The sequence below is a fragment of the Gemmatimonadota bacterium genome (genome assembly GCA_022560615.1).
Taxonomy (GTDB): Bacteria; Gemmatimonadota; Gemmatimonadetes; order Longimicrobiales; family Gaopeijiaceae; genus UBA1138.
The window spans coordinates 43091-65453 of record JADFSR010000016.1 but is presented as its reverse complement, the minus strand read 5'-3'; the positions used below and the strand labels follow the sequence as shown (position 1 = coordinate 65453).

The following is a 22363-nucleotide window of genomic DNA, read 5'->3' as shown; positions in this document are numbered from 1 at the left end:
ACCATGATTGGCACGCTACTGACATTCTTCGCAGTGGGCCTCGTGACCCTGCTCGTCGCCGGGGTCGTGCTATCGATCGTCGGCACGCTGTTCTCGCTGACCTTCGGCCTCGCGTTCTTCTTGCTCTTCAAGGTCGCGCCGGTCCTCTTGGTGGGTTGGATCGCCGTGAAGATCTTCGAGAAGATGACCGGTGGAGGCTCGTTGTCCGCAGCCGACCGGAAGTGGCTAGGCGAATAGCCGGGGGTCTAGGCTTCCGCCAAAGCCTCTAGGCGTTTTTCGACGGCGTCCTTCACCGCAATGAGCGCCACGGCCGCTGCCGATTCCGGTGCGGAAAGGACCGTGGGCGCTCCGTCGTCCCCGGCCATGCGCACCGCCGGATCTAGCGGCACGCGTCCGAGGAACGAGAGCTTCATCTCCTTCGCCAGCGCCTCTCCCCCGCCCGAGCCGAAGACATCGATGATCTCTTCGCAGTGCGGGCACGCGAGCCCACTCATGTTCTCGACCACGCCGAGCACGCGGGTATTCACTCGCTCGAACATCTTCACGCCGCGCCGCACGTCGCCGGTGGAGACATCCTGCGGCGTCGTCACCATCACCGCGCCAGCCAAGTCGATCGTCTGCACCAGGGAGAGCTGAGCGTCCCCGGTGCCCGGAGGCATGTCGATCACCAGTAGGTCGAGCGGACCCCAATCGACCTGCTCCAAGAACTGCTTGAGGATGCCGGAGACGAGGGGTCCACGCATGATCGCCGGCTGCTCCTTGTCGAGAAGAAAGCCGAGACTCATGAGCTTCACTCCATGGGCTTCGAGCGGTTCGATGAGCTCCTGGCCTTTCTCGCCGCTCACGGACGGACGCCGATCCACACCGAACATCAGGGGGATATTCGGGCCGTAGATGTCCGCATCCAAGAGCCCGACCATACGGCCCGCGCACGCAAACGCCGCGGCGAGGTTCGCGGCGACCATGGACTTGCCGACGCCACCCTTCCCCGAGCTCACGGCGATCACCTGCTTCACGCTCGTGAGGATGCCTGGCTTGGGCGTCGGGGCTGGGACCGTTCCAGGCTTTAGCCCGCCCTGCCTCCCTTCGCCACCGGACACAGCCATTTGGGGAAGCTGCACGTTCACTTTGACGTCGGTAACGCCTCCGACCCCCTCGGTCGCCGCGCGGGCCTCCTTGACCAGCTCCCCCGAGTCCTCCGGCCGTAGCAGAAACTGATAGCGCACGACACCGTCGTCGCCCACCTCGAGGTTCTGTACGTGTCCGCCAGCAATGAGGTCGCGCCCACTCCCCGGGTGCTTGATACGGGAGAGGGCGGTCATGACCGAGCGACGCAACTCGTCTGAATTCATGTCCACTTTCTTGGTTCGGCCAGCCGGACGGACGGGCTCCTCTCAATGGGCCGCAGCCGCGACACAGGCGCGGAGCGCGGAAAAACGTAGCCCAAAACCGGAAGAAAGGTACCGGTGGACCAAATCTCGAAAGCTATTCCGCCACGATCGCTTTGCAGGCCAACGACCCGCAGGAGCGGCGGGCGGGGCTCGTGAATATCCCACGCGTGCGGATCAACTTCTTCGGTGCTCAGAGCGGCCGGGAGCGGTTGCGTGAGGGTATGGGCAAGGTGAACTTCTTCGGGTGATCTGACCGAGACGGGCAGGTCTGGGGGGCGGGAGAACGATGCGGTTCCCCCGCCCCCTTTTTTCGTCCACACATCCCGCTGACCCGCCAACTTCCGCGCTGCGCCATGAACGGCATCCCCACGCTTCCGCCTCCGTCGAACGAACCGGTTCTCTCTTACGCACCCGGCACTAGCGAGCGCGCCGAGTTAAAGGCCGAACTCGAGGCGCAAGCGAGTGAAGTGATCGAGGTCCCCCTCATCATCGGGGGCGAGGAGATACGCACCGGGAATACCTTCGACCTAGTGATGCCACACTCGCGTGGTCACGTCATCGCCCGCGCGCACGAGGCTGGTCCCAAAGAGATCGACCGAGCGGTCGCGGCCGCTCTGGACGCGCACGCCGACTGGTCGACGACTCGCTGGGAGGACCGCGCTGCGATCTTCCTGCGTGCCGCCGAGCTGCTCGCTGGGCCATGGCGCCAGAAGCTGAACGCCGCGACGATGCTGGGCCAGAGCAAGACCGCCTTCCAGGCCGAGATCGATTCCGCGTGCGAGATCATCGACTTCTTCCGCATCGGGACGCACTTCGCCCAGCAGATCTATTCGATGCAGCCGATGTCCGACAAGGGGACGTGGAACCGCTCCGAGTATCGGGCGCTTGAGGGCTTCGTATATGCGGTGACGCCGTTCAACTTCACGGCGATCGGAGCCAACCTCTCCGGTACGCCGGCGATGATGGGCAACACCGTCGTCTGGAAACCCGGCCACACCGCGATCCTCTCCAACTACTACGTCATGAGGCTGTTCGAGGAGGCCGGCTTGCCGCCCGGTGTGATCAATTTCATTGCCGGTGACGCGGCCCAGATCACGAGCAATCTACTCTCCCGTCCCGAGTTCGCCGGTGTACACTTCACCGGCTCGACGCGCGTCTTCAACAGCTTCTGGAAGACGATCGGCGACAGCATGGGGACGTACAAGAGTTATCCGCGCATCGTTGGCGAGACCGGTGGGAAGGACTTCATCGTCGTGCATCCCAGCGGCGACTCAGCCGCGGTGAAGACAGCGATAGTCCGCGGCGCGTTCGAGTACCAGGGACAAAAATGCAGCGCGGCGTCTCGGGCATACATCCCTGCAACCATGTGGGCGGAGCTCGAGGGCCCGCTGATAGAGGAGACCGCGGCGCTGACCATGGGCGATCCACGCGACTTCACCAACTTCGTGAACGCGGTCATCGATCAGAGGGCGTTTGAGAAAATCCGGGGCTACATCGAAGAGGCCCAGGGGTCCGACGATGCGGATGTCATCGTGGGGGGCGAGTGCGACGACTCCGAAGGCTGGTTCATCCGGCCCACGATCATCGTCGCCAAGAATCCCGACTACACGTCGATGTGCGATGAGATCTTCGGGCCGGTAATCACGATCTACGTGTATGACGACGCGGATTGGTCGGAGACGCTGAAGGTCGTGGACAGCACCTCTCCGTACGCGCTGACCGGCGCCGTGTTCGCCAGAGATCGTCATGCCATCCGGGAGGCGATGGAGGTGCTTCGCCACTCGGCCGGGAACTTCTACATCAACGACAAGCCGAGCGGCGCCGTCGTGGGCCAGCAGCCGTTCGGCGGCGCGCGAGCATCCGGGACGAACGACAAAGCGGGCTCGATGTTGAATCTGCTACGCTGGGTGAGTGCGCGCTCGATCAAGGAGACCTTCGTGCCGCCCACCGACTACACCTATCCCTTCATGGGCGGCAAGTAGGAAGATGAAGGGGGGGCCCTACGAGCCCACACGCAGCGCCTGATCGAAGTCGGCGATCAGATCTTCGACGTTCTCAATCCCGACGCTGATGCGGACGAAGCCCTCGGGGATCCCCAGGGCCTCGCGCTCTCCCGGACTCAGCCCGACGTGGGACGTGTGGCGCGGTTGTGAGACCAACGTCTCCACGCCTCCCAAGCTGGGCGCGGCGAGCGCCACCTTCAGCCCGCCCATGAAACGATCTGCGGCATCCCCACCCCCCGCTAGCACGATGCTCACCATGCCTCCGAATCCGTTCATCAACTCGGCGGCGATCGCATGGTCGGGGTGGCTGGCCAAACCAGGGTAGATCGTCGTCACGACCTGTTCCTGTGTTACGAACCACTCTGCGATCGCGGCGGCGTTCGCGTTGTGCCGGGCGACACGCACGTCGAGCGTTCGCATGCCCCTGTCCAACAGCCACGCCGCATTGGGGTCCAGCGCCGGGCCGTACAGACGCGAGAGCCGCGTGACTTCCTCCACCAAGTCGCTGGCGCCGGCGACCGCCCCGGCGATCAGGTCAGAGTGACCCCCGAGATACTTCGTAGCGCTGTGGATGACCACGTCGATGCCCACTTCGATACCACGGAAGTTCACCGGCGAAGCGAACGTGGCGTCGCATGTGACGGTAATTCCATGTTCGCGCGCGAGTGCCACGATCGGCCTCGGATCGAAGAAACGCAGGCTGGGGTTGGTCGGCAATTCGAGGTGAAAGACCCGCGTGTTCGGCTGCACCGCGTCCCGCCACTCGTCGAGCGACTCCGGACTGACGAAGGTCGTCTTGACCCCCCGCCGTGGAAGCTCGTCCCCGAGCAACGCCTGCGTGGCACCGTACAGGTACGACGACGCCACGATGTGGTCACCTGCTTCGACGAGCGCGAGAAACGTCATCGCGGTCGCACCCATGCCGCTTCCGAGGGCCACCGCGGCCTCGGTACCCTCCAGCGCCGCGATCTTGCGCCCAACCATGAGTTGGTTGGGGTTCCCGTGCCGGCCATAAAGTAGCTCGCCATCGTCGGGCGTGGCCCAGTGGAACGTCGCGCTCTGCACGATGGGCGGTACCACAGGTTGCCCAGGGCGCTTCTCGTATCCGCCGCCGTGGATACCGAGCGTCGCAGGTCCGGGGGTGCGAGCCGGCTTCTGTTCGTCGGACATGGTGCCTCCCTAGGTCGAGGCCACGCAGATGCGCGCCTACAAGAGATGCTGAACTAGCCGGCTGAGCGCATGGTACCGGCCCGAAACAGGACTCCGAAACGCGACGCGACGCTCGACCAGCTGGTCGAGTGCTGAGCGCGCGTCCTCTTCCGGGTAGACGTCGGTCAACTCCTCCGTCGTAACGAGCCCGTGTTGTTCGAGCGTCCGCCAGCTGGCCGCCTCGGCCGGCCCCGGGGCACCGAGCAACTCGAAACTGCCCGCCTCGGTTTCGCCGACCGCGATCAGACTCTGGCGCTCCAACACGACCTGGATCTGGTCCCGATGTGGCTCGCGTATTCCACAGAACACGAAGAACGCCTGGTGTATGCCATCGTCGTGATACCGCTGCAGAAGCTTTGCGACGACCTCGTCCGCGCACGAGTAGTCGAGAATCGTCACCTCGGATAGATCGATGAGGGAGAGCGACCGCTCCCCCGCACCACTCAGTTGCGTCTCGATCGCCATGCGCACCGCGCGACCCGTGGGGCGGGTGACCAGGTGCGAGTAGAGCGATGTGACCGTCTTCTGGACCAGGCTGCCGACGTCGATCGCGATGAGATCCGGAGGGACGTCGCTCATGCGTCGACCCGCGCGGGAAGGATGATGCTGATCTGAGCGCCAGGAAACGGTTCGAGCGTATCGATGAGCGGCGGCGAGTCGTCCCATTCCGGGACTTGACCGATGCGCGCGGTGCCGCTCCGGATCGTAATCGCGCCGTTCCAGCGCTGCACTTGACGACGAATCTGTTGGATTCCTTGCCCGCGGCCGGAGTCCGGAAAGCGAGTAAGTCCATGAAGGAACGCAGCCTCGAGCGCGGTCGTATCACCCCACCTGTCTCCGTATCGCGCCGCGTGCTCGTCAGTGAGAGAACCGCGGAAGCCGCGGCCGAGGTCCATGACGGAGATCACCACGACGTACCGCCCGAGCCGCCGCGCCCAGTTGTACGCTTGCGCGGCGACCCACCCCGGGGCGTCCGCGTGCTCGATAATGTTCTGACACACCTCCGAGAGGATGACCGAGAACGGCACGACCGCTGTCGCCGGGTAGTGGAGTTTCGACGCGAGCACAGCGCCGGCCCCGCTCTGCACTCGGTCGATGACCTTGTGCACGTCCGCATTCCCCTCGATGGGGGTGATCTCGAGCAGGACGTCCGAGGGAAGCGAACCACGACGCGGCGCATGTCCATCGAGCTCGAAGATTCCCTGAGCCTCCCGAAAGAAGCCCATCCGACTGAGGTAACCGAGCACGTCGACGCTCTCGGGCAACTCCAAACGCGGCAGCGCGCCCTGGCGGTCTCTTGCGACCGTCCCCGCCGCCAGGAGGGCCACCATGCCGTTCGGGTCGACCCAGCGCACGTGACGGGCGTCGAAGAGCGATCGCTCCTCGCGCATCGACGTGACGGCGTCGAGCAGGTCGTCGACCGTCTGGTGGTCCAGCGATCCTGGCACTGGGACTACCTTCACTCACCCCCCTCCACGTGTGAGAGTCTCCCCACCAGGTGTCGGAACAGCCCCCGCGCGCCCCGGTGATCTACGTTTCGCCCGGCTAGCCGGTTCGCATGGGTCATCGCGCTCTCGAGGTCGTCTCCTCCCAGCATCCGAGCGAAAGCCGTCGCACCCCAGACGTCCCCGCAACCCGTGGGATCTCCGATTCTGGGGAGGCCGAGAAGCCCGACCTTGCCGCTGTGCACGCCGGTCGACACAGCGACCCGTTTGTCCTGCCGCCAGAGCTTCGGGTCGGAAACGAAGTCGGCGGAAGACACGAACGCGGCGCCCCGATGCCCGAGCGTCACGGTGATGAGCCGCAGGCCGGGGCCAAGCGCCCCGGCGGCGAACGCCCAAGGGTCACCCTGAGCACCGAGCAGCTCGAATTCGTCCTCGTTCATCTGGACCGCGTCGAAGCACCGCAGCCACGCTTCCCAAGCCTGGAGAGTCCGAGGCACTCGCACGCCATGCTGGGTCATGTGGAGGAAAAGCGAGTGAAGATCGGCGTACGTCGGCCCACGGTACCCCACGCGCAATGCTTGTGCGGTGTCCAAGTCCATCTCGAAGCCCGAGATGAAGTTCACGTAGAGCGCGTCACACAGCTCGACCACCGGCGCCAGCTCCGGCCAGGTCCAGGGTGGCACCCCTCCCGTGAGCCGTTCCATGCGCCGCGCATCGTCCTCGTATCGCAGTTCGACCCGGTTGTTCGGCTCGGGCACCACGATGATCCCCGAGTCATCGACGCCCGGAATGCTCCGGAGGAAGCGGCGGCCGTCCTCGGCGAGGTCACGACCCAACTTGAGGATCGGGAGCAGTCGCCATCCGCTGGGAATCGAAGCACTGAGCGCGCCGAGCGCGTACCCGATGCCACCCCATTCCTCGATCGGCTCGGAACGGCCATCACGGTCCCAGATCCGATCCCAGACCAGCGATCCGATTACGCCGAGCACGCGCGGCTGCGTCACGCTTCTAGACCCTCCGTGATGAAGATGCCGGCGGCACCGATCACACCGGCGGTTTCCGGGAGCTCCCCCGGCACGATCTCGCACGCGTCGACCGCGGACTTGAAGGCCCGACGGCGTACCTCGGAGCGCAACGGTACGAACAGGTGGTCGCCCGCACGTGTGACGCCTCCAACGATGACGACGATCTCCGGGTTGAGCGTGTTCACGATATTGGCGATGCCGGCTCCGAGAATCTTGGCGGTCTCGAGCATCACTTCGTGAGCGTACTCATCGCCTAGCACGAGGGCCTCGTACACGGTCACGGCCGTGATTCGTTCGAGGTCATTCTCCACCAGCTCCGACAACACTGACTCGTAGCCGGCCTCTAGGCCTTCCCGCGCACGCGCGGCGATGTTCGGGCCGGACGCATACGCCTCCAGGCATCCGTAGTTACCACACGCACAGCGCCGCCCGTTGAGATCGATCGTCGTGTGGCCGATCTCACCCGCGCTCCCCGAGGCGCCGCGCACGATACGGCCACCGAGCATCACCCCGCCGCCGATCCCTGTGCCCAGCGTGACGCCCACGAGAGAGTCGACGCCCCGCCCTGCCCCTTGCCACCATTCGCCATAAGTGGCGCAGTTGGCGTCGTTGTCGAGCGTGGCCGGCAAACCGAGTGCATGCGCGATGCGGTCGCGGATGGGATAGTCGGTCCACCCGAGGTTTGGCGTCGCGATCACGATCCCCGCATCGAGGTCGAGGGGGCCCGGGCAACCGATCCCGACGCCGACGATATCGTCGCGCGAACCGCCGTGGCCGTCGAGGACTTCCGCGATCGCGTCTCCGGCCATGCGCTTGATATCCGCCACTGCAGCGTCCGCACCGCGCTCGGGCTCGGTGGCACGAGAGCGCAAAGCCACCGGATCGCCTCCCCCGACCGGGACAAGACCCACAACAAGGTTGGTGCCCCCGATGTCGACGCCGACGACCCAGCGGCCGCTCACGCGGTCGTCTCAGGGTCGATGCGCACGTCCACCTCGACGGCCTCGGTTTCTGCCAGACCGCTCGGCGCACGCGTCTCCCGATGTCTACGAATACGGTCGCGGATGTCCCGGTTCGCCTCTGTCGCCGCTGGGTCCTTATAGGGGCGCTCGTGGTGCAGGTGCACACAAACCGCTCGGTGCCGAATCTGCTTGCCGCGGACGCCGGCGTTCTCGAGCCGCTCGCCCACGGCCCGGTCGAGACCACCCCACCCCATGTCCAGGTCGAAACCGTTGACGCTCACGAGGTGTTCCTTCCAAGTCGAGGCACTGTGTCCGTTCCAGGTCGGTCGTGTCGGCGTGATGGCGTCGAGTGCGCGAGCGAGCATGAGGCTCCTGGTGAGCCGCAAGGCTCGACGCCCCGGACGGTATCCCTTCCTCCGGAGCCACGACACATCGAAGACGTCTCCGGTGTCGATGGCCGTCTCGTTCACCGCCCGTGTCACCGACTCCGGAAGCTTCAGGTACCCACCTGACAGGAATCGGTCCGGTTCTGCAAGGCGGACGTGTGTGGCCACGAAGTCGTCTCTGGGAACGCAGTCGCCGTCGCTGAAGATCAGGTACGCGCCGTAGGCGGCAACGATCGCGCGATTGAGCGCCTCGGTCTTCCGGAATCCCCGGTCTGCGTGCCAGACATGGCGCACTTCGAGTCCCTGGTCGGCGGCCCGTCGCACGACGCTCGCCGTCTCCGGCCCCGAACCATCGTCGGCGACGACCACTTCGAAGTCCGAGAGGGTCTGGCGTGCGTATCCGCGCAAGGCCAGCGCCAAGGGGCGCGGCTGTTCGTACGTCGAGAGGACGACCGAGACCCGCTCGTTCAATCGTCACCCAGGTGCAGCACGGCGAGAAAGGCCTCCTGAGGGATCTCCACGGTCCCGACCAACTTCATGCGCTTCTTTCCCTCTTTTTGTCGTTCAAGCAGCTTGCGCTTACGGGTGATGTCACCGCCGTAGCACTTGGCGGTCACGTTCTTCCTGAGCGCCTTCACGCTTGCGCGGGCGATGACGTTGTTGCCGATGGCCGCCTGGAGCGTGACCGCAAACTGCTGCCGCGGGATCAGTTTCTTGAGCTTCCGCACCAGGTCACGGCCATACAGGAAGGCCTTGTCTTCGTGGATGATCACGCTGAACGCGTCCACCGGATCGCCGTTCACCAGAATGTCCAGGCGGACGAGCTTGTCCGGCCGCATCTCGATGAACTCGTAGTCGAGCCCAGCATAGCCACGCGTACCGCTCTTGAGGCGGTCATAGAAGTCGAGCACGATCTCGGAGAGTGGTAACTCGAAGTCCAATTCGACGCGCTGGGGATCCAGATAGTTCATGCCTTTGAAGGTTCCCCTGCGCTCGTGGCAGAGCTTCTGCACGTTCCCGATGTACTCGGACGGGCAGAGGATACGCGCCCGCACGATGGGTTCGGCGATCGACTCGATTCGCCCGGGGTCGGGGAGCGCGGTCGGGCTCTCGACGTGCAAGTCCGAGCCGTCGGTCAACGTTACGTAGTATTTCACGTTCGGAACCGTCGTGATGAGCTCGACGCCGAACTCTCGATCGAGGCGTTCCTGAACGATCTCCATGTGGAGTAGCCCGAGAAACCCGCACCGGAAGCCGAAGCCGAGCGCGATCGACGTCTCCGGTTCGTAGTGCAGGGACGCGTCGTTGAGTCGGAGGCGCTCCAGCGCGTCACGTAGGTCCTCGTAGTCGTCCGTGTCCGTCGGGTATAGGCCTGCGAACACCATTGGACGGGCTTCCTTGTACCCCTGCAGGAGCTCGTCCGCGCGGTTCTCAGCATCGAGGATCGTGTCTCCTACCTTGGTATGGGCGACCGCTCTGATCGTGGCGACGACATACCCCACCTGCCCTGGCGTGAGCTCCGGACGGGGCACGCGGCCCAGGCGTAGGCTCCCGACCTCGGTGACTTCGTACTTCGCATCGACGGTGCCGAACGTGATCTTCGTTCCGGCCTTGATGGTGCCGTCCACGACCCGAATCGAGGGTACCGCTCCGAGGTACTTGTCGTAATACGAGTCGAAGATGAGTGCACGCAGCGGCGCATTCTTGTCACCCTCGGGCGCGGGCACTCGTTCGATGACCGCCTCGAGGATCTCGTCGATGCCGATGCCTTCCTTCGCGCTCGCCATGAGCACGGAGGCAGCGTCGACGCCCAGCAGGTCGACGACTTCGTCCCGCCGTCGCTCGGGTTCCGCCCCCGGCAGGTCGATCTTGTTGATGACCGGGATGATCTCCAGGTCGGCTTCGAGCGCCAGAAAGAGGTTCGAGAGCGTCTGGGCCTGTACACCCTGGGTCGCGTCGACGACGAGGATCGCCCCTTCGCAGGCCGCCAGCGAGCGCGACACCTCGTACGTGAAGTCCACGTGCCCCGGCGTGTCGATGAGGTTCAGCTCATACTCCTCCCCGTCCCCGGCCTGATACGCCATGCGGACCGCGTGCAGCTTGATCGTGATCCCACGCTCGCGCTCGAGCTCGTTGTCGTCGAGCACCTGCGCTCGCATCTGCCGGGGGCTGAGCGTCTGAGTGCTTTCCAGGAGCCGGTCGGCCAACGTCGATTTGCCGTGGTCGATGTGCGCCACGATGCAAAAGTTGCGGATCCGATCTGTGTCCAAGAATCAGCGCGTTTGTAAGAGGCACGAAGGCTGGAGCGAGCCAAAGTTAATCGTGCGCCGAGAGGTCCCGAAGTCCTGGGCGCATGGCTGCTCTTGGCATCAAGAACGGCAAGAAGTGCACGATCTCGAGCAAATTTTGCCTAGCTCTCGCCGGAGACGCCCTGAACTCTAGCGATTCCGGAGTCGGCACGGATCTCGCAGCGCGCCCTCGAGTGGAGTCCTACAACCCATCTCCACCGGCCGACCTCCGAACGTGAGCGGTGCGTCAGGAGATCTCCCTTGACCCGGAGCTCCCTTGCACACCGAGAATCCGCAGTCGCTCGCACCCGTCGGCGCTCGTCCGTCGCGCATCGTTCTCTGGCTACAACGCATCATTCTCTGGCTGCATATGCATAAGGAGTAGCTCATGAAGCTTCCCTGGCTGGCACCCGTTGCTGCGGGATGCCTTCTCTTCGCCGGATGTGAAATCCCCACCGAGCCTCCGATTCTGGAGCAGCGGTGGATCATCCCGATCGAAGAGACGACTTTGTCGGTCGAGCAATTGCTGCCCGCGGGTGTCGCGGTAAGCGGCAGTAACTTCAGTGTGAGCATCGACCCGTTCGTTACGAACCAAACGCTGGCCAGTAGTTGCGCCGGCTGCGTGGCTTTGAATGGCCTCACGGTGCCTGCCCCCCCGTTCACGACTTCCTTCAGCGCGAGTGAGGACCTGCCGGCCGGCGTCACGGCCGCCATGATCTCGAGCGCGTCGATTGAGATCCAGATCGCAAACGGCTTCTCTTTCGATCCGATCGCGGGTGGCGGCACGCTCACGGTCACGATCTCCGACGGGCAGGGCGGCGCCGAGCTCGGCCAAGTCGTCATCGACGGCGCCACAGAGGCGATGACCGCAGGCGGCACCCTGACGAGAACGATCTCGATCGCATCGAAGAGCATTGGCACGACGTTCTTCGCCTCCGTGGACGTCGTCTCCAAGGGGGGGCAGGTATCCCTGATCGATACCAGCGACCAGATCACCGTTACAGCGACCACGACATCTCTGCTCGTCAGCTCGGCGACCGTGAACGTCACGGGCCAATCGGTCGAATTCGACGCCGAGCCACTGGACGTCGAGGACATCGACAGCCAACTGATCGACCGAATCCAGGAGGCCTCGCTCGTACTGGATATCGTGAACCCGTTCGGCATTTCGGTTTCCGCGACGATCGTCATCGGTCCCACGTCGAAGACCCTCTCGATCGATGCCAGCGCTGCGTCCAGCACAAGCATCACCTACACGAACGATGAACTGCGGATGTGGCTCGGCCAGCCCGACATCACCTTCTCGGGATCGGGAACCGCGAGCGGTGGATCGATCACGGTGACCCCGGGCCAGGAAATGACCATCCAGGTCACGCTCGACGCAACCATCCGAATCGGTTAGGAGAGAAACCATGCGCACGAACAGATTTTTCGCTTCGATCGCCTTGGCGGCTCTCGCCGCCGGGGGACTCATGCCAGTACCGGCAGCGGCCCAACTCGCCAACGCAAGCGCGTCGACGCTCGGCCTGTCCGGCAACAATACCGCCACGGTACGCGGCTTCGGCGCGATCAGCGTCAATCCCGCGGGGCTTGCCATGCCCGGGTCGGGGTTCAGCCTCACGTTCCCCCTCCTGTCGCTCCAGCTTCGGTCCGGACTAGATCCGATCACCTTGAGCGACCTAGCCAAATTCGATGGGATCCTCGTACCGAACGCCACCAAGCAGACTTGGCTGGACGAAATCACCGCTCAGGGCGGCCAAACGGGCACGGTCGGCGCCGACGTCTCCGAATTCGCGCTGACCCTCGGCAACATCGGCCTTCAAGCGTCCACCATCGTTTCCGCCGCCGTCAACCTGCCCCCCGGGATGATGGAAGCGTTGCTGTTCGGAAACGCCGGCAGGACCGGCTCGGCCGTCAGCCTCGATCTGGGCGGAGCTTCGATAGACGCTTTCGCCATGACGACTGCAGGCGTCAGTCTCGGCATCCCCTTGAGCACCGCCTCCGGGGACATGGCGCTCGGCGTCACGTTGAAGTACACGGTTGGCCACGGACTCGCCATCGGGCGCGGCTCGGGAAACGTGCAGCTGGATCCGATCGAGGTGAACGCGAACTTCCCGATGGTACACTCCTGCGAAGTCGTTGACAGGGGGGATGGCATAGAATGCGACGACTTCGATCCATCCGGCGGCGGTACGGGGATCGGACTCGACCTCGGCTTCATGATGAAGCAGGATCGTTTCTCGCTCGGAGCGTCCGTGACCAACGTGCTCAACACCTTCGAGTGGGATGTGGCGAAGCTGGCGTACCGACCGGGTACAGCCTCGTTGGAGCTGGGTAGCAGCGACAGCAGCTTCGATCCAGAGGCTTATGGTGGCGCGCCCGCCATGCTGAAGGCGGCGGTCGACGCACTGACGTTCAAGCCGTCCCTTCAGGTCGGGGCCGCGCTCGACCTGTCCGAGGACTTCACGATCTCAGGGGACCTGCACAATCGTTTCAGCGACGAAGGGATCGCGCTGTCGCCCAAGTTTCATCTGGGCGCCGGCGCCGAGTTCCGGGGCCTCAAGGTCCTGCACCTCCGGGGTGGCGCAGCGGTCATCACCGACGGAATTCAATACAGCGGCGGTGTGAGCCTCGTGCTCGGCCCGCTCAACCTCTCTACGGCTGTCGCGCTGCAAACCGGCGACATCGGAGAGAACCTGCTGGCGCAGGTCGTGATTTCATTCGGAAACCGCTAGCCCTCCGCTAGCCCGGATTCCCACGCGACGGGGGAAGCGGTCGGGCTACTTTCATTGGCGTGACCTGGAGAAACTATGGACTAGGGAGATCGTCCAGGCCCATCTCCGCCTGACAGGTGCCAGGTCGGGCGTTAGGTGGATTCCTTCTCAGCCCGCTCCATCTCGAGGACTCGAGCCCACTGGGGCTCCAAGGCGAGCTCTTCGACCCACCGCTCGATTCGGACTCGGTCCAGGACAGGTCCCTGAACCATGAGGATCCCCAAGACGTCTCGTAACTGCCGATCGGACTCCCCCAACTTCGCCCACTCGAGCTTGGCGACAACCATGTCGTCGGGACGGACGAGGCTCAGAGAGAGACCAGCTACCTCAGCGGATACCCTGCCATCGAACTCAGAACGACTGAAGGGGCGGTCCTTCAGAAGGATGAAGTCGACTTTCCACCCAGAACTCTGATCGATGGCGTTGAATACCCCCCTGACCTCTGAGGCGTGCTTGATCGCCTCCGCGTCGGCGTAGAAGCCAGACTCGCGAAGACGCGCTCCCAACGCATCAAGGGCTCGTCGCTCACCATCGATGACCAAGTCGATGTCCTGAGTCGCTCTCGGATCACCGTGAAATGAGCTCGCCAACGATCCCGTGAGCATGTAGCCAATGCCCAACTCCTCCATGCTCTCCACGAGCAGTCGGAGAATCCGGACCAGAGTCACCGATCGCCGCGGTGGTCGGCCTCGAGATCGACGGTGTTCACGACACGTTCGCTTGCCGCGCGCTCCCGGAACCGAGCACCCTCCCGCTGCATGGCGAGCGTGAATTCGCTCAGCGCGAGCGCTTGCCCGAGGCGCTGCCCTCCGTCAAGTGCAGCAAGCACCGCCCACCGCGCCCTCGCCGCTTCCGGTGTCGTGTCAAAGGCCATGGACTCATACTACTTCCGGGCGGTTCGACAGGGAATCCACGCGATTCCGACGGCCCTTCTCTGCGCGGTCTACCCGCCGCGTCCACGGCGCCTCGGTGGGGGTTTTGGCCGGGTCCTTATAGTCGGGCGCCTCGCCGGAGCCGCGCGCGTGCTCGGCCTGGACATCGTCGGCCGCGCGCCACTCGCCGCGGGTCTCGCGCGCGTCGTGATCGGGCGTGATCGGGACACGGTCGGCCTGGACAGGGCTGGCGGCGAGCGGCGGGCCACCGGCGCGTTACGAGTCACAGGCGCGCGACGGGGCTGCGAAGCCCTAGGTTGAGCACGCGGGCGACTCGGCAGAACCACACGTGTTCGCGAGCCTGACCCTGCGGGAGTGCGGGTCGTACTCGGCCGGGAGCCGTTCGGCCGCGACGTGTTCGCGCGGTCGAACGTTCCGCCCCGGGTCGTCGTTGAAGGCGGCCGGCGCTGTAGCGTGGGCCGAGAAGGAGTCGCCGAGCGCGGAGTTGCTGAGCGAGCCGTGCTCGGGCGCGTGGTGGAAGCCCCGGGCCTGGAGGTCGACGTCCGCGGGGTCGACCCGGACGAGGACGGACGTCGGGGTGTTACGACGGACGGGGTCACGGGCTGCGCCGCACGCCGTGCCGAGTTGGGAGTCACCGCCGCCCGGCCCGGCACTGATGTGAACCGGCGGGGGACGGCACCCTGTGCCGCTGCACTCGGAGCCCGAGTCTGAGGGCGTCGGGCAGGCGTCGCCGATCTCGGTGTCGTGGCCACCTCCGGCTCCTTGTACTGCGTCACCCGGCGCGGAAGTGGCGGCGCTTGGCGCGTACGTACCAGCGGAGACCAACCCTCGCCGGGCGCGCGCACAGCGACCGTGTACCTCGGACGATTACGAAGAGGTCTCGGGAAGACGACGCGAGTGCCCGCGTAGCGATACGCGGCGTAGTAGTACGGGTCGTCCCAAAGCACTACGCGAAAGTCCGTGCACGCGTAGGTGTAGGGGTTCCAGCTCGTGTAGGGCCGATATCCGTGGCAATCATAGCAGAGAAATCGTGGGTAGCTGTGCGCTTCGCCCACGCTGTATTCGATGAAGTCCAGCGCATACGGGGCGACCTCCCAGTCCGAGATGAGCTCTGCCACGTAGGCGTCGATGGCGACGTACGGGTCCTCGTAGACGGTCTCCCCGACGCGACCCAGGTCCCACCGATCCTCGTCCGGGACGAACTCGAAACGAGAGAAGTCGAGTGGCTGCTCCGAGGCGACGATGAAGTAATACCCGATCCCTGGATCCTCTGCGACGACCCATTGCGCCGACTGGGGGAACAAGAGGCGATAGTCACGACCCCCTCGAATGAGCTCCTCGGCGCCGGGATGCGCGGGCTGCACCAGCGTGACGCGGCCGTCGGTGTCGATCCTGAAAATCGCGGTATGCGCGTCCACCGACGTCCGGTAGTACACCCTCACTCGGTCGCCTCGCTGAAGCACCGGATCGTCACCACGGTCGAGCCAGACGCGCGCCTCGAGCGGCGAGTCATACGCCCTTTCCTGGCCCTCCACCGGTGGTGAGACGAAAGCGGCCAACAGCCCCAGCGACAGCACTCTTCGCATCTCCGATCCCCCTCTGTTGACCCTTTAGAAGGGCAACAGCCGTGCCATGTCTCGAACCCCTTCATTCCTGGCGCTTGGAGCCGTTCACGTCCCCAGCCGAGGACACGCTCACGACGCGGGAGGACAGGGTCGTCGAGGCGCCTAGCGCCCCGTTGAGCGGTGCCCGGCACGCCAGTAGCTTTTAGCGTTCTATGGACAACCCACGCACCGCTTCGCCTACATCGCGACCCGATCTGCTCGATCCCGCGACGCTCTCACAGCTCGGTGGCATCGAGTTCATCGCCCGTAAGGTCGTCGAGGGCTTCTTGATGGGACTGCACCGCTCACCCCACCGGGGTTTCTCGGCGGAGTTCGCGGAGCTGCGCGCCTACCAGGCCGGGGACGATCTCCGCTACATCGATTGGCGCATGTACGGCCGCTCGGACCGTTTCTACGTAAAGCAGTTCGAACAAGAGACGAACCTGCGCGCCTACCTGCTGCTGGACGTCAGCGAGTCGATGGGGTGGAGCTCGGACCCCGGGGTGCTGCCAAGCAAGCTGTGGTACGCCAAGCACCTGGCTGCCTCGCTCGCGCTCATCCTCTTGCGCCAGGGCGACTCGGTGGGGCTTGTGGCGTTCCACGACAGAGTCGTGGAGCGCGTCCAGGCGCGGGGCGGGCGGCGTCACTGGAGGGAGCTCGCGCGCAGACTGACGGCGCTCGACGCGGCCGGCGGAACGTCAGCCGAAGGGGCGCTGCGTGACCTGGCGGTGCGCCTCCGGCGCGCCGGCCTCGTGGTCTTGCTCTCGGACCTACTCGTCCGCACGGACGAGACCCTGACCGCGCTCAAGTTCCTGAGGCATCACGGCCACGAGGTGCTCGTCTTCCATCTTCTGGATCCCGGCGAGCGTGAGTTGCCAGCGGCTTCGGAGGCGCGTTTCTACGATCCGGAGACGAACGACGAACTGTTGGTGAGCGTAGCCGACATTCGGGTCGAGTACCGGGAGGCCGTTGCAGATGCTCTGGCGGAGTGGAAACGGAAACTGCGGCCCCACGGCATCGACTATCAGGTGATCGATACCGACCAACCGCTCTCGTTGGCTCTGCGTGCCTACCTGCGCAAGCGAGAGCGTCTCGGATGACGACGCTCGCGGGGGTCGACTGATGGGGGCCCTCAGTCCGCTCTTTCTCGTGTCTGTTCTCGCGGTCGGGGTGCCCATCTACCTCCACTTGTTCCACCGGCACGAGACCCGGCGGGTGAGCTTCCCCGCGCTCCGGTACCTCGAGCGCACGGAGCGCGAGCACGCCCGGCAGATCCGACTTCGCCAACTGATCCTGCTCGCCATGAGGGTCGCCGTTCTGATCCTACTGGTCGGTGCCGGTGCTCGCCTCTTCTTCAACGGCCGTGGCTCCGCGCACCCCGCGACCGCGGTGGTCTTGGTCATCGACAACTCGATGAGCAGCGGCCTGGTGGTTGGAGAGGCCCGGGTACTCGATCGACTCAAGGAGCTCGCGCACCGAACTCTTGACGGTGCCTCCGACGAGGATCGGTTCTGGGTCCTTCGCGCCGGCGAGCCGTGGCTACCGGCCCTGCCCGCCTCGGCGACGCAGGCGAGAGAAGCCGTCGACGCCATTGAAGCGAGCGACGCGGCAGGAGACTTGACCGCCGCGCTCGAGCGAGCAACGGAACTGCTGCGGACCGTGGACCTCGAACACCGGGAAATCCATGTGCTCTCCGATCTTCAGCGCTCCGCCTTTCAGAGCGCTGAGGAGGCGCCCGCCGGGACGCTGCCGGTAGTGGCATGGGTCTCAGGCACTGCCCCGGCGCCGAACCACGCGCTGAGTGGGGTGCTGGTCGGAGGGGGTCTGCCGCCCCTGGAGGGCCAGCGGACCACGGTGACTGTGACCGCGCTGGAAACGGGGGACACCTCGCGACTACCCCTCAGGATCGTCGTCAACGAGCGCATCCGCGGTGCGGCGACCATCCCGCCCGGCTCGGCGACGTCGGTGGTGCTACCACCGGCTGGACGCGGCTGGGTCCGCGGGTATGCCGACACCGACCCCGACGCCCTTCGCGCCGACGATCGTCGGTACTTCGCGTACCGTTCGCGCCCGGCGCCACTGCTCGCATCAACCGGTGACACGGGCATGTTCATCGACGAGGCCATCTCCGTGCTCGAGTCCGCCAACCGAATCATCAGTACCGGGCCGGCCGATGCGGAACTGCTCATCTCGGCTGGTGGCGACGGTCTGGACCAACTCGGGGCGAAGGGAGCGGCGCTGATCGTGCCCGCATCAGATCCCACGCTGCTGCCGGCACTCAATCGCCGTCTGGCGGACGCCGGTATTCCGTGGCGGTACGGGGTGCACGCGCGATCGGGCGCCGCGGCCCTGGGTGGCCGCGCGCTTCCCGCCCCACTCGAAGGCGTGCGCGTCGAGGCGTGGTACGGCATGACGCTCACCACCACCCCGACCACACCGACCCGAACGCTGGCCGAGGTGAGCACCGACCCGTGGGCCGTTCAGGGCACCGACGCGTTCGGCCGTCGCTATCTTCTCCTAGCCTCCCCGCTCGATGCACGGTCTACCTCATTGCCGGTATCGACAGGTATGCTGCGATTCATCGACTGGGCGGCAAGCGCGTGGGCTGGTCGGGCGGGCTCCGCGGGCGAACTGGAAGCAGGTACACACCTACCCGCGCCCGTGGGGGCCACGCACGTGCGCTTCCCATCCGGCGAAGAGTTCGAAATTGATGGCACGCGCATGGTCCGTGGCACGGGCAGGGCCGGCTTCTACACGTTTCTCGCTTCGGATACGACGGTGTCGGTCGTCGCGCTGAACACGCCGGTAGACGAGTCGGGCTTGGAACGCGTCTCGGAGGACGAACTGTCCAAGGTGATCGGACCGGGCGTGGTGTCCGTCGATCGAGAAGAAGATTGGGCTGGCGCCGTCTTCCGGACGCGGCAGGGTCCCGAGCTCTGGTGGCCGCTCCTTCTGGCCGCGGCGGCTCTGATGGTGATCGAACCACTGATGGCGGCCGCGGGTCGGGTCGAGACGTCCACCAAGAAGCGACGGAAGGCTCCGAGAAGCCCCGTGCCCGATGCCGCGGCCTGACCCGATCCTAAGCGCAGTCGCTTCGTGCCCGACGGTCGAGGCCCTCGCCAAGAGGCTTCCGACACCAGGTACGGTGGCCCGGGTCGGGGGAGCGATGGGTTCGCTCGGCCCTCTGGTGCTCGCGGCGCTACACCGAGCGAATCCGGAGCGAGTTTTTGTCGCTTTGGCTCCCACGCCGCTGGACGCGATCGCGGCGGAGGCCGACCTCGAGACAGTACTGGGCGGCCCCGGGGCTTCCCACCTGTATCCGCAGAAAGAGGCACTGCCCTACGAGGAGTCGGAGCCGCATCTCGAGATCGGGGGCTTGAGGGTCGAGGCCGTGCAGGCCCTGTTCTCCGGCCGGACCCAGATCCTCGTGACCACCCCGCGGGCGCTCCAGGAGCGAGTCCCGATTCCGGAACGACTGGCCGAGCTGAGGCGGACGTTCCGAACGGGTGACGCGGTGGTCTTCGCGGAGGTGCCCGCGTACCTCGAGGCGCAGGGCTTCGAGAGGGTGGCTCTGGTCGAGGCGGTGGGCCAGTTCGCCGTACGAGGTGGTATCCTGGACATCTTCTCGGTTGCCGCAGGGGACCCGGTGCGCATCGAGTTCTGGGGCGACGAAATCGAGTCGATCCGCAGCTTCGACATCCTGGATCAGCGCTCTACGGGAGAGCTCCCGGAAACACACGTGCTACCCGTCGACTTTCGGCGAAATGAAGAGAACGCGGATCGTACCGTTGCCAGATCCCTGCTCGAGTTGCTGCCCGCCGACGCGATCATCACTCGTCTCGGTGCATGGGAGATCCCGGAGGATGTGCAACGCACGTGGACACGGGTCTCGACGTTGTACGAGGAGCTCGTCCACTCGGGCGCGACTCCGCCCCCGCCCTCCTCGCTCTTCCTGGAGCCTGAAGACTTCGCTCGACGGGTGGGGCTCTTTCCCGGACTCGAACTGGACGAGGCCCCCGGAGCTGCCGCGAACCTTGCGGCGAGCGCGCCACCGGCGATCGATCGGGACATGACGAAGCTGGAGGCCTACCTCCGCGAGGGCAGCGCTAGCGGCCACGATACGCTCCTGCTCTGCGAAAACGACGGTCAGCTTCAGCGGCTCGAGGAGATCCTCGGCGGCGCCGAGCGGCTCCCGCCGGGTACGCGCATCGGTCTGGGGTGCCTCTCGACGGGGTTCGAGCTGACCTGTGGCGATGTGCCGCTGCGCGTCCTCAACGACCACGAGATCTTCCGCCGAACGCGCAGAGTTCGTCGCAGCCGCCGCTTTCGGGGGGCAGTCGCTCTGGAGAGCCTCGCGCAGCTGACCCCCGGAAACTACGTGGTGCACATGGATCACGGCGTGGGGCGCTTTGTCGGCCTGGAGCGCCTCGAGATCGCCGGCGAGGAGATCGAGGCGTTGACGATCGAGTACGCCGATGGCGAGTTGCTTCGCCTTCCTGTTTACCGGCTCGATCTGATCGAGCGTTGGGTCGGCGAGTCGGACGACGCCAAGCCCCCGAGTGTCCACCGGATCGGCGGCAAGCGGTGGAAGAACCTCAAGAGGAAGACCGAGCGGGTCATCGAGGCAATGACCGTGGAGCTGCTCGAGCTCTATGCGCGCCGGGAGACCGCCACGGGCTTCGCCTTCTCGAAAGACACCCGCTGGCAGATGGAGATGGAGTCGTCGTTCTTGTACGAGGATACTCCGGATCAGCGGCAAGCCAGCGAAGACGTGAAGCGGGATATGGAGTCCGCGCGTCCCATGGACCGCCTCATCTGCGGAGACGTCGGCTACGGCAAGACAGAGGTCGCGATCCGAGCCGCCTTCAAAGCAGTCCAGGACGGCAAACAGGTCGCGGTACTGGCGCCGACGACGATCCTGGTCGAGCAGCATCGCCACACCTTCGAGGAACGCCTCGCGGACTACCCTGTACGTGTCGCCGCCCTGAGTCGATTTCGCTCGGCCAAGGAACAGAAGGAAATTCTCGCCGGGGTCGCGACCGGTGAGATCGACATCATCGTCGGGACCCATCGTTTGCTCTCTGAGGACGTCGTGCTGAGGGACCTGGGCCTGCTTATCGTCGACGAGGAGCAGCGCTTCGGCGTGAGGCACAAGGAACGCTTCAAGAGGCTGCGCGCGTCGATCGACGTGCTCACCCTCTCGGCCACGCCGATTCCCCGCACGCTCTACCTCTCGCTCTCGGGGATTCGCGACATGTCGCTCATCCGCACGCCACCCCGAGACCGGATGCCGATCTTCACCAACGTTCTCCCCTGGACCGACCAGCTGCTCTCCGAGGCGCTCCACCGCGAGCTCGACCGCGGAGGCCAGACATTCTTCCTACACAACCGCGTGGACACGATCTACACCATCGCGGAGGACGTGAGAGCACTCGCGCCCGAGGCGCGGATCGAGGTCGCGCACGGACAGATGAGTGCCCGGGAGCTGGACAAGGTCATGCGCGACTTCGTCGACGGCGAGGTCGACGTGCTCGTCTGCTCGTCGATCATCGAGAACGGCCTCGACGTGCCGAATGCGAACACACTCATCGTCGATCGCGCCGACCGCTTCGGCCTTTCCCAGCTATACCAGATCCGAGGAAGGGTTGGGCGCTCCCACCGGCAGGCGTACTGCTACCTCTTGGTACCGGACCCGGTAGCCGAGGATGCGGAGCGGCGACTACGGATCCTCGAGCACCACACCGAGCTCGGCTCGGGCTATTCGGTGGCACTTCGTGACCTCGAGCTTCGTGGGGCCGGCAATCTGCTCGGCGGCGATCAGTCGGGCTTCGCACATCAGGTCGGACTCGACACGTATATGCGTCTCGTCAAGAAAATCGTCGATCGGCTCCAGAAGGGCGAGCAGCAACCGGAGTGGCCCGATCCCGACGTCTCATTGGCGGGACCCGCATACTTGCCGGAGGGGTACGTTTCCGACCCCGGTCAGAAGCTCCATATTTACCGGCGGCTCTCGCGGGTCGAGGGCCGGACGCAAGTGGAGTCGCTACGGCTCGAGTTGGTGGACCGCTTCGGGTCGCTCCCCACCGAAGTCGAGAGTCTTCTAGACGCGGCGGTTCTCCGGGTGTTGGGAAGGAGCCTGGGCATCGATCGCATCCTGGTACGGGAGGACTCTGCGCGAGTGACGTTCAGGCAGGGTTTCGTGCCCCGCATGGCGGTGCTCGAGAGTCCTCTGCGGCAGAGGCAAGCCGAGGTCGAGATACGTCGTCTGGAGCCGCTTTCGATCGTGCTTCATCAAGTTGGTATGGACCCCATCCTGGAGACGCTGATGGTCGCGCTCGAGGCCCTCCGGTCCGCCCACTCGGCGGCCGCGTGATTGTGTTGGA

Annotated in this window: 18 protein-coding genes; 7 read left to right on the top strand and 11 right to left on the bottom strand. The window is 65.3% G+C overall.

Going from position 1 to position 22363, the window contains the following annotated elements; genetic code table 11:
- The first annotated feature begins 3 nt into the window (after nt 1-3).
- Complete coding sequence (locus tag IIB36_10825) at nt 4-237, top strand: hypothetical protein (protein ID MCH7532233.1); 234 nt, start codon at nt 4-6, stop codon at nt 235-237.
- An 8-nt stretch (nt 238-245) separates the two neighbouring features.
- Here IIB36_10825 and IIB36_10820 read toward each other — a convergent pair whose 3' ends face one another.
- The gene (locus tag IIB36_10820) at nt 246-1352 is read right to left on the bottom strand and encodes an Mrp/NBP35 family ATP-binding protein (protein MCH7532232.1); all 1107 of its coding nucleotides are present in this window, start codon (nt 1350-1352) and stop codon (nt 246-248) included.
- A 392-nt stretch (nt 1353-1744) separates the two neighbouring features.
- Here IIB36_10820 and pruA point away from each other — a divergent pair, with 392 nt between their 5' ends.
- Nucleotides 1745-3373, top strand: a complete 1629-nt coding sequence (gene pruA / locus IIB36_10815) for an L-glutamate gamma-semialdehyde dehydrogenase (protein MCH7532231.1) — start codon at nt 1745-1747, stop codon at nt 3371-3373.
- 18 nt (nt 3374-3391) lie between these two features.
- Here pruA and IIB36_10810 read toward each other — a convergent pair whose 3' ends face one another.
- From IIB36_10810 to lepA, 7 genes are read right to left on the bottom strand one after another with little or no spacing between them, the layout of a single operon-like run.
- Nucleotides 3392-4564 carry an aminotransferase class I/II-fold pyridoxal phosphate-dependent enzyme gene (locus tag IIB36_10810; GenBank protein MCH7532230.1) on the bottom strand — a complete coding sequence of 391 codons (1173 nt, stop codon included), beginning with the start codon at nt 4562-4564 and terminating at the stop codon, nt 3392-3394.
- 36 nt (nt 4565-4600) lie between these two features.
- A complete protein-coding gene (locus tag IIB36_10805; protein ID MCH7532229.1) occupies nt 4601-5182 on the bottom strand; it encodes a hypothetical protein in 582 nt (193 codons plus the stop codon).
- Nucleotides 5179-6066: a hypothetical protein gene (locus IIB36_10800; protein ID MCH7532228.1), complete on the bottom strand. Its 888-nt coding sequence runs from the start codon at nt 6064-6066 to the stop codon at nt 5179-5181. The genes IIB36_10805 and IIB36_10800 overlap by 4 nt, the downstream gene beginning before the upstream one ends.
- Nucleotides 6063-7052 (bottom strand): carbohydrate kinase family protein, encoded by a 990-nt coding sequence (locus IIB36_10795; GenBank protein ID MCH7532227.1) that lies wholly within the window; start codon nt 7050-7052, stop codon nt 6063-6065. Before IIB36_10795 ends, IIB36_10800 begins: the two co-directional genes overlap by 4 nt.
- Nucleotides 7049-8035, bottom strand: coding sequence for an ROK family protein (locus IIB36_10790; GenBank protein MCH7532226.1), 987 nt, complete (start codon nt 8033-8035; stop codon nt 7049-7051). The genes IIB36_10795 and IIB36_10790 overlap by 4 nt, the downstream gene beginning before the upstream one ends.
- The gene (locus tag IIB36_10785; protein MCH7532225.1) at nt 8032-8892 is read right to left on the bottom strand and encodes a glycosyltransferase; all 861 of its coding nucleotides are present in this window, start codon (nt 8890-8892) and stop codon (nt 8032-8034) included. The genes IIB36_10790 and IIB36_10785 overlap by 4 nt, the downstream gene beginning before the upstream one ends.
- The gene (lepA, locus tag IIB36_10780) at nt 8889-10691 is read right to left on the bottom strand and encodes an elongation factor 4 (protein ID MCH7532224.1); all 1803 of its coding nucleotides are present in this window, start codon (nt 10689-10691) and stop codon (nt 8889-8891) included. The genes IIB36_10785 and lepA overlap by 4 nt, the downstream gene beginning before the upstream one ends.
- Before the next feature lie 406 nt (nt 10692-11097).
- Between lepA and IIB36_10775 the strand changes: the two genes are divergently transcribed.
- A complete protein-coding gene (locus tag IIB36_10775; GenBank protein MCH7532223.1) occupies nt 11098-12111 on the top strand; it encodes a hypothetical protein in 1014 nt (337 codons plus the stop codon).
- A 10-nt stretch (nt 12112-12121) separates the two neighbouring features.
- The gene (locus IIB36_10770; GenBank protein MCH7532222.1) at nt 12122-13444 is read left to right on the top strand and encodes a hypothetical protein; all 1323 of its coding nucleotides are present in this window, start codon (nt 12122-12124) and stop codon (nt 13442-13444) included.
- 131 nt (nt 13445-13575) lie between these two features.
- Here IIB36_10770 and IIB36_10765 read toward each other — a convergent pair whose 3' ends face one another.
- The 3 genes from IIB36_10765 to IIB36_10755 all read right to left on the bottom strand — a co-directional run bounded on the left by IIB36_10765 (nt 13576) and on the right by IIB36_10755 (nt 15962).
- Complete coding sequence (locus tag IIB36_10765; protein MCH7532221.1) at nt 13576-14151, bottom strand: hypothetical protein; 576 nt, start codon at nt 14149-14151, stop codon at nt 13576-13578.
- Nucleotides 14148-14357 (bottom strand): hypothetical protein, encoded by a 210-nt coding sequence (locus IIB36_10760; GenBank protein ID MCH7532220.1) that lies wholly within the window; start codon nt 14355-14357, stop codon nt 14148-14150. The genes IIB36_10765 and IIB36_10760 overlap by 4 nt, the downstream gene beginning before the upstream one ends.
- A gap of 69 nt (nt 14358-14426) precedes the next feature.
- Entirely contained in the window at nt 14427-15962 is a 1536-nt protein-coding gene (locus IIB36_10755) for a DUF4384 domain-containing protein (protein MCH7532219.1), read from the bottom strand.
- 191 nt (nt 15963-16153) lie between these two features.
- On the opposite strand from IIB36_10755, the gene IIB36_10750 reads away from it, so the two are divergent.
- The 3 genes from IIB36_10750 (at nt 16154) to mfd (ending at nt 22353) form a co-directional block, all read left to right on the top strand.
- Nucleotides 16154-17080 (top strand): DUF58 domain-containing protein, encoded by a 927-nt coding sequence (locus IIB36_10750; protein ID MCH7532218.1) that lies wholly within the window; start codon nt 16154-16156, stop codon nt 17078-17080.
- A 22-nt stretch (nt 17081-17102) separates the two neighbouring features.
- Complete coding sequence (locus IIB36_10745; protein MCH7532217.1) at nt 17103-19052, top strand: BatA and WFA domain-containing protein; 1950 nt, start codon at nt 17103-17105, stop codon at nt 19050-19052.
- A gap of 94 nt (nt 19053-19146) precedes the next feature.
- Nucleotides 19147-22353 carry a transcription-repair coupling factor gene (gene mfd / locus IIB36_10740; GenBank protein MCH7532216.1) on the top strand — a complete coding sequence of 1069 codons (3207 nt, stop codon included), beginning with the start codon at nt 19147-19149 and terminating at the stop codon, nt 22351-22353.
- Nucleotides 22354-22363 lie beyond the last annotated feature (10 nt).

Excerpts from the sequence above, each read along its gene's own strand:
- IIB36_10760 (MCH7532220.1), bottom strand. The coding sequence starts at position 14,357 with ATGGCCTTTGACACGACACCGGAAGCGGCGAGGGCGCGGTGGGCGGTG.
- IIB36_10745 (MCH7532217.1), top strand. The coding sequence starts at position 17,103 with ATGGGGGCCCTCAGTCCGCTCTTTCTCGTGTCTGTTCTCGCGGTCGGG.
- IIB36_10810 (MCH7532230.1), bottom strand. The coding sequence starts at position 4,564 with ATGTCCGACGAACAGAAGCCGGCTCGCACCCCCGGACCTGCGACGCTC.
- IIB36_10770 (MCH7532222.1), top strand. The coding sequence starts at position 12,122 with ATGCGCACGAACAGATTTTTCGCTTCGATCGCCTTGGCGGCTCTCGCC.
- IIB36_10825 (MCH7532233.1), top strand. The coding sequence starts at position 4 with ATGATTGGCACGCTACTGACATTCTTCGCAGTGGGCCTCGTGACCCTG.
- IIB36_10775 (MCH7532223.1), top strand. The coding sequence starts at position 11,098 with ATGAAGCTTCCCTGGCTGGCACCCGTTGCTGCGGGATGCCTTCTCTTC.
- IIB36_10750 (MCH7532218.1), top strand. The coding sequence starts at position 16,154 with ATGGACAACCCACGCACCGCTTCGCCTACATCGCGACCCGATCTGCTC.
- pruA (MCH7532231.1), top strand. The coding sequence starts at position 1,745 with ATGAACGGCATCCCCACGCTTCCGCCTCCGTCGAACGAACCGGTTCTC.
- mfd (MCH7532216.1), top strand. The coding sequence starts at position 19,147 with ATGGGTTCGCTCGGCCCTCTGGTGCTCGCGGCGCTACACCGAGCGAAT.
- IIB36_10755 (MCH7532219.1), bottom strand. The coding sequence starts at position 15,962 with ATGCGAAGAGTGCTGTCGCTGGGGCTGTTGGCCGCTTTCGTCTCACCA.
- IIB36_10820 (MCH7532232.1), bottom strand. The coding sequence starts at position 1,352 with ATGAATTCAGACGAGTTGCGTCGCTCGGTCATGACCGCCCTCTCCCGT.
- IIB36_10805 (MCH7532229.1), bottom strand. The coding sequence starts at position 5,182 with ATGAGCGACGTCCCTCCGGATCTCATCGCGATCGACGTCGGCAGCCTG.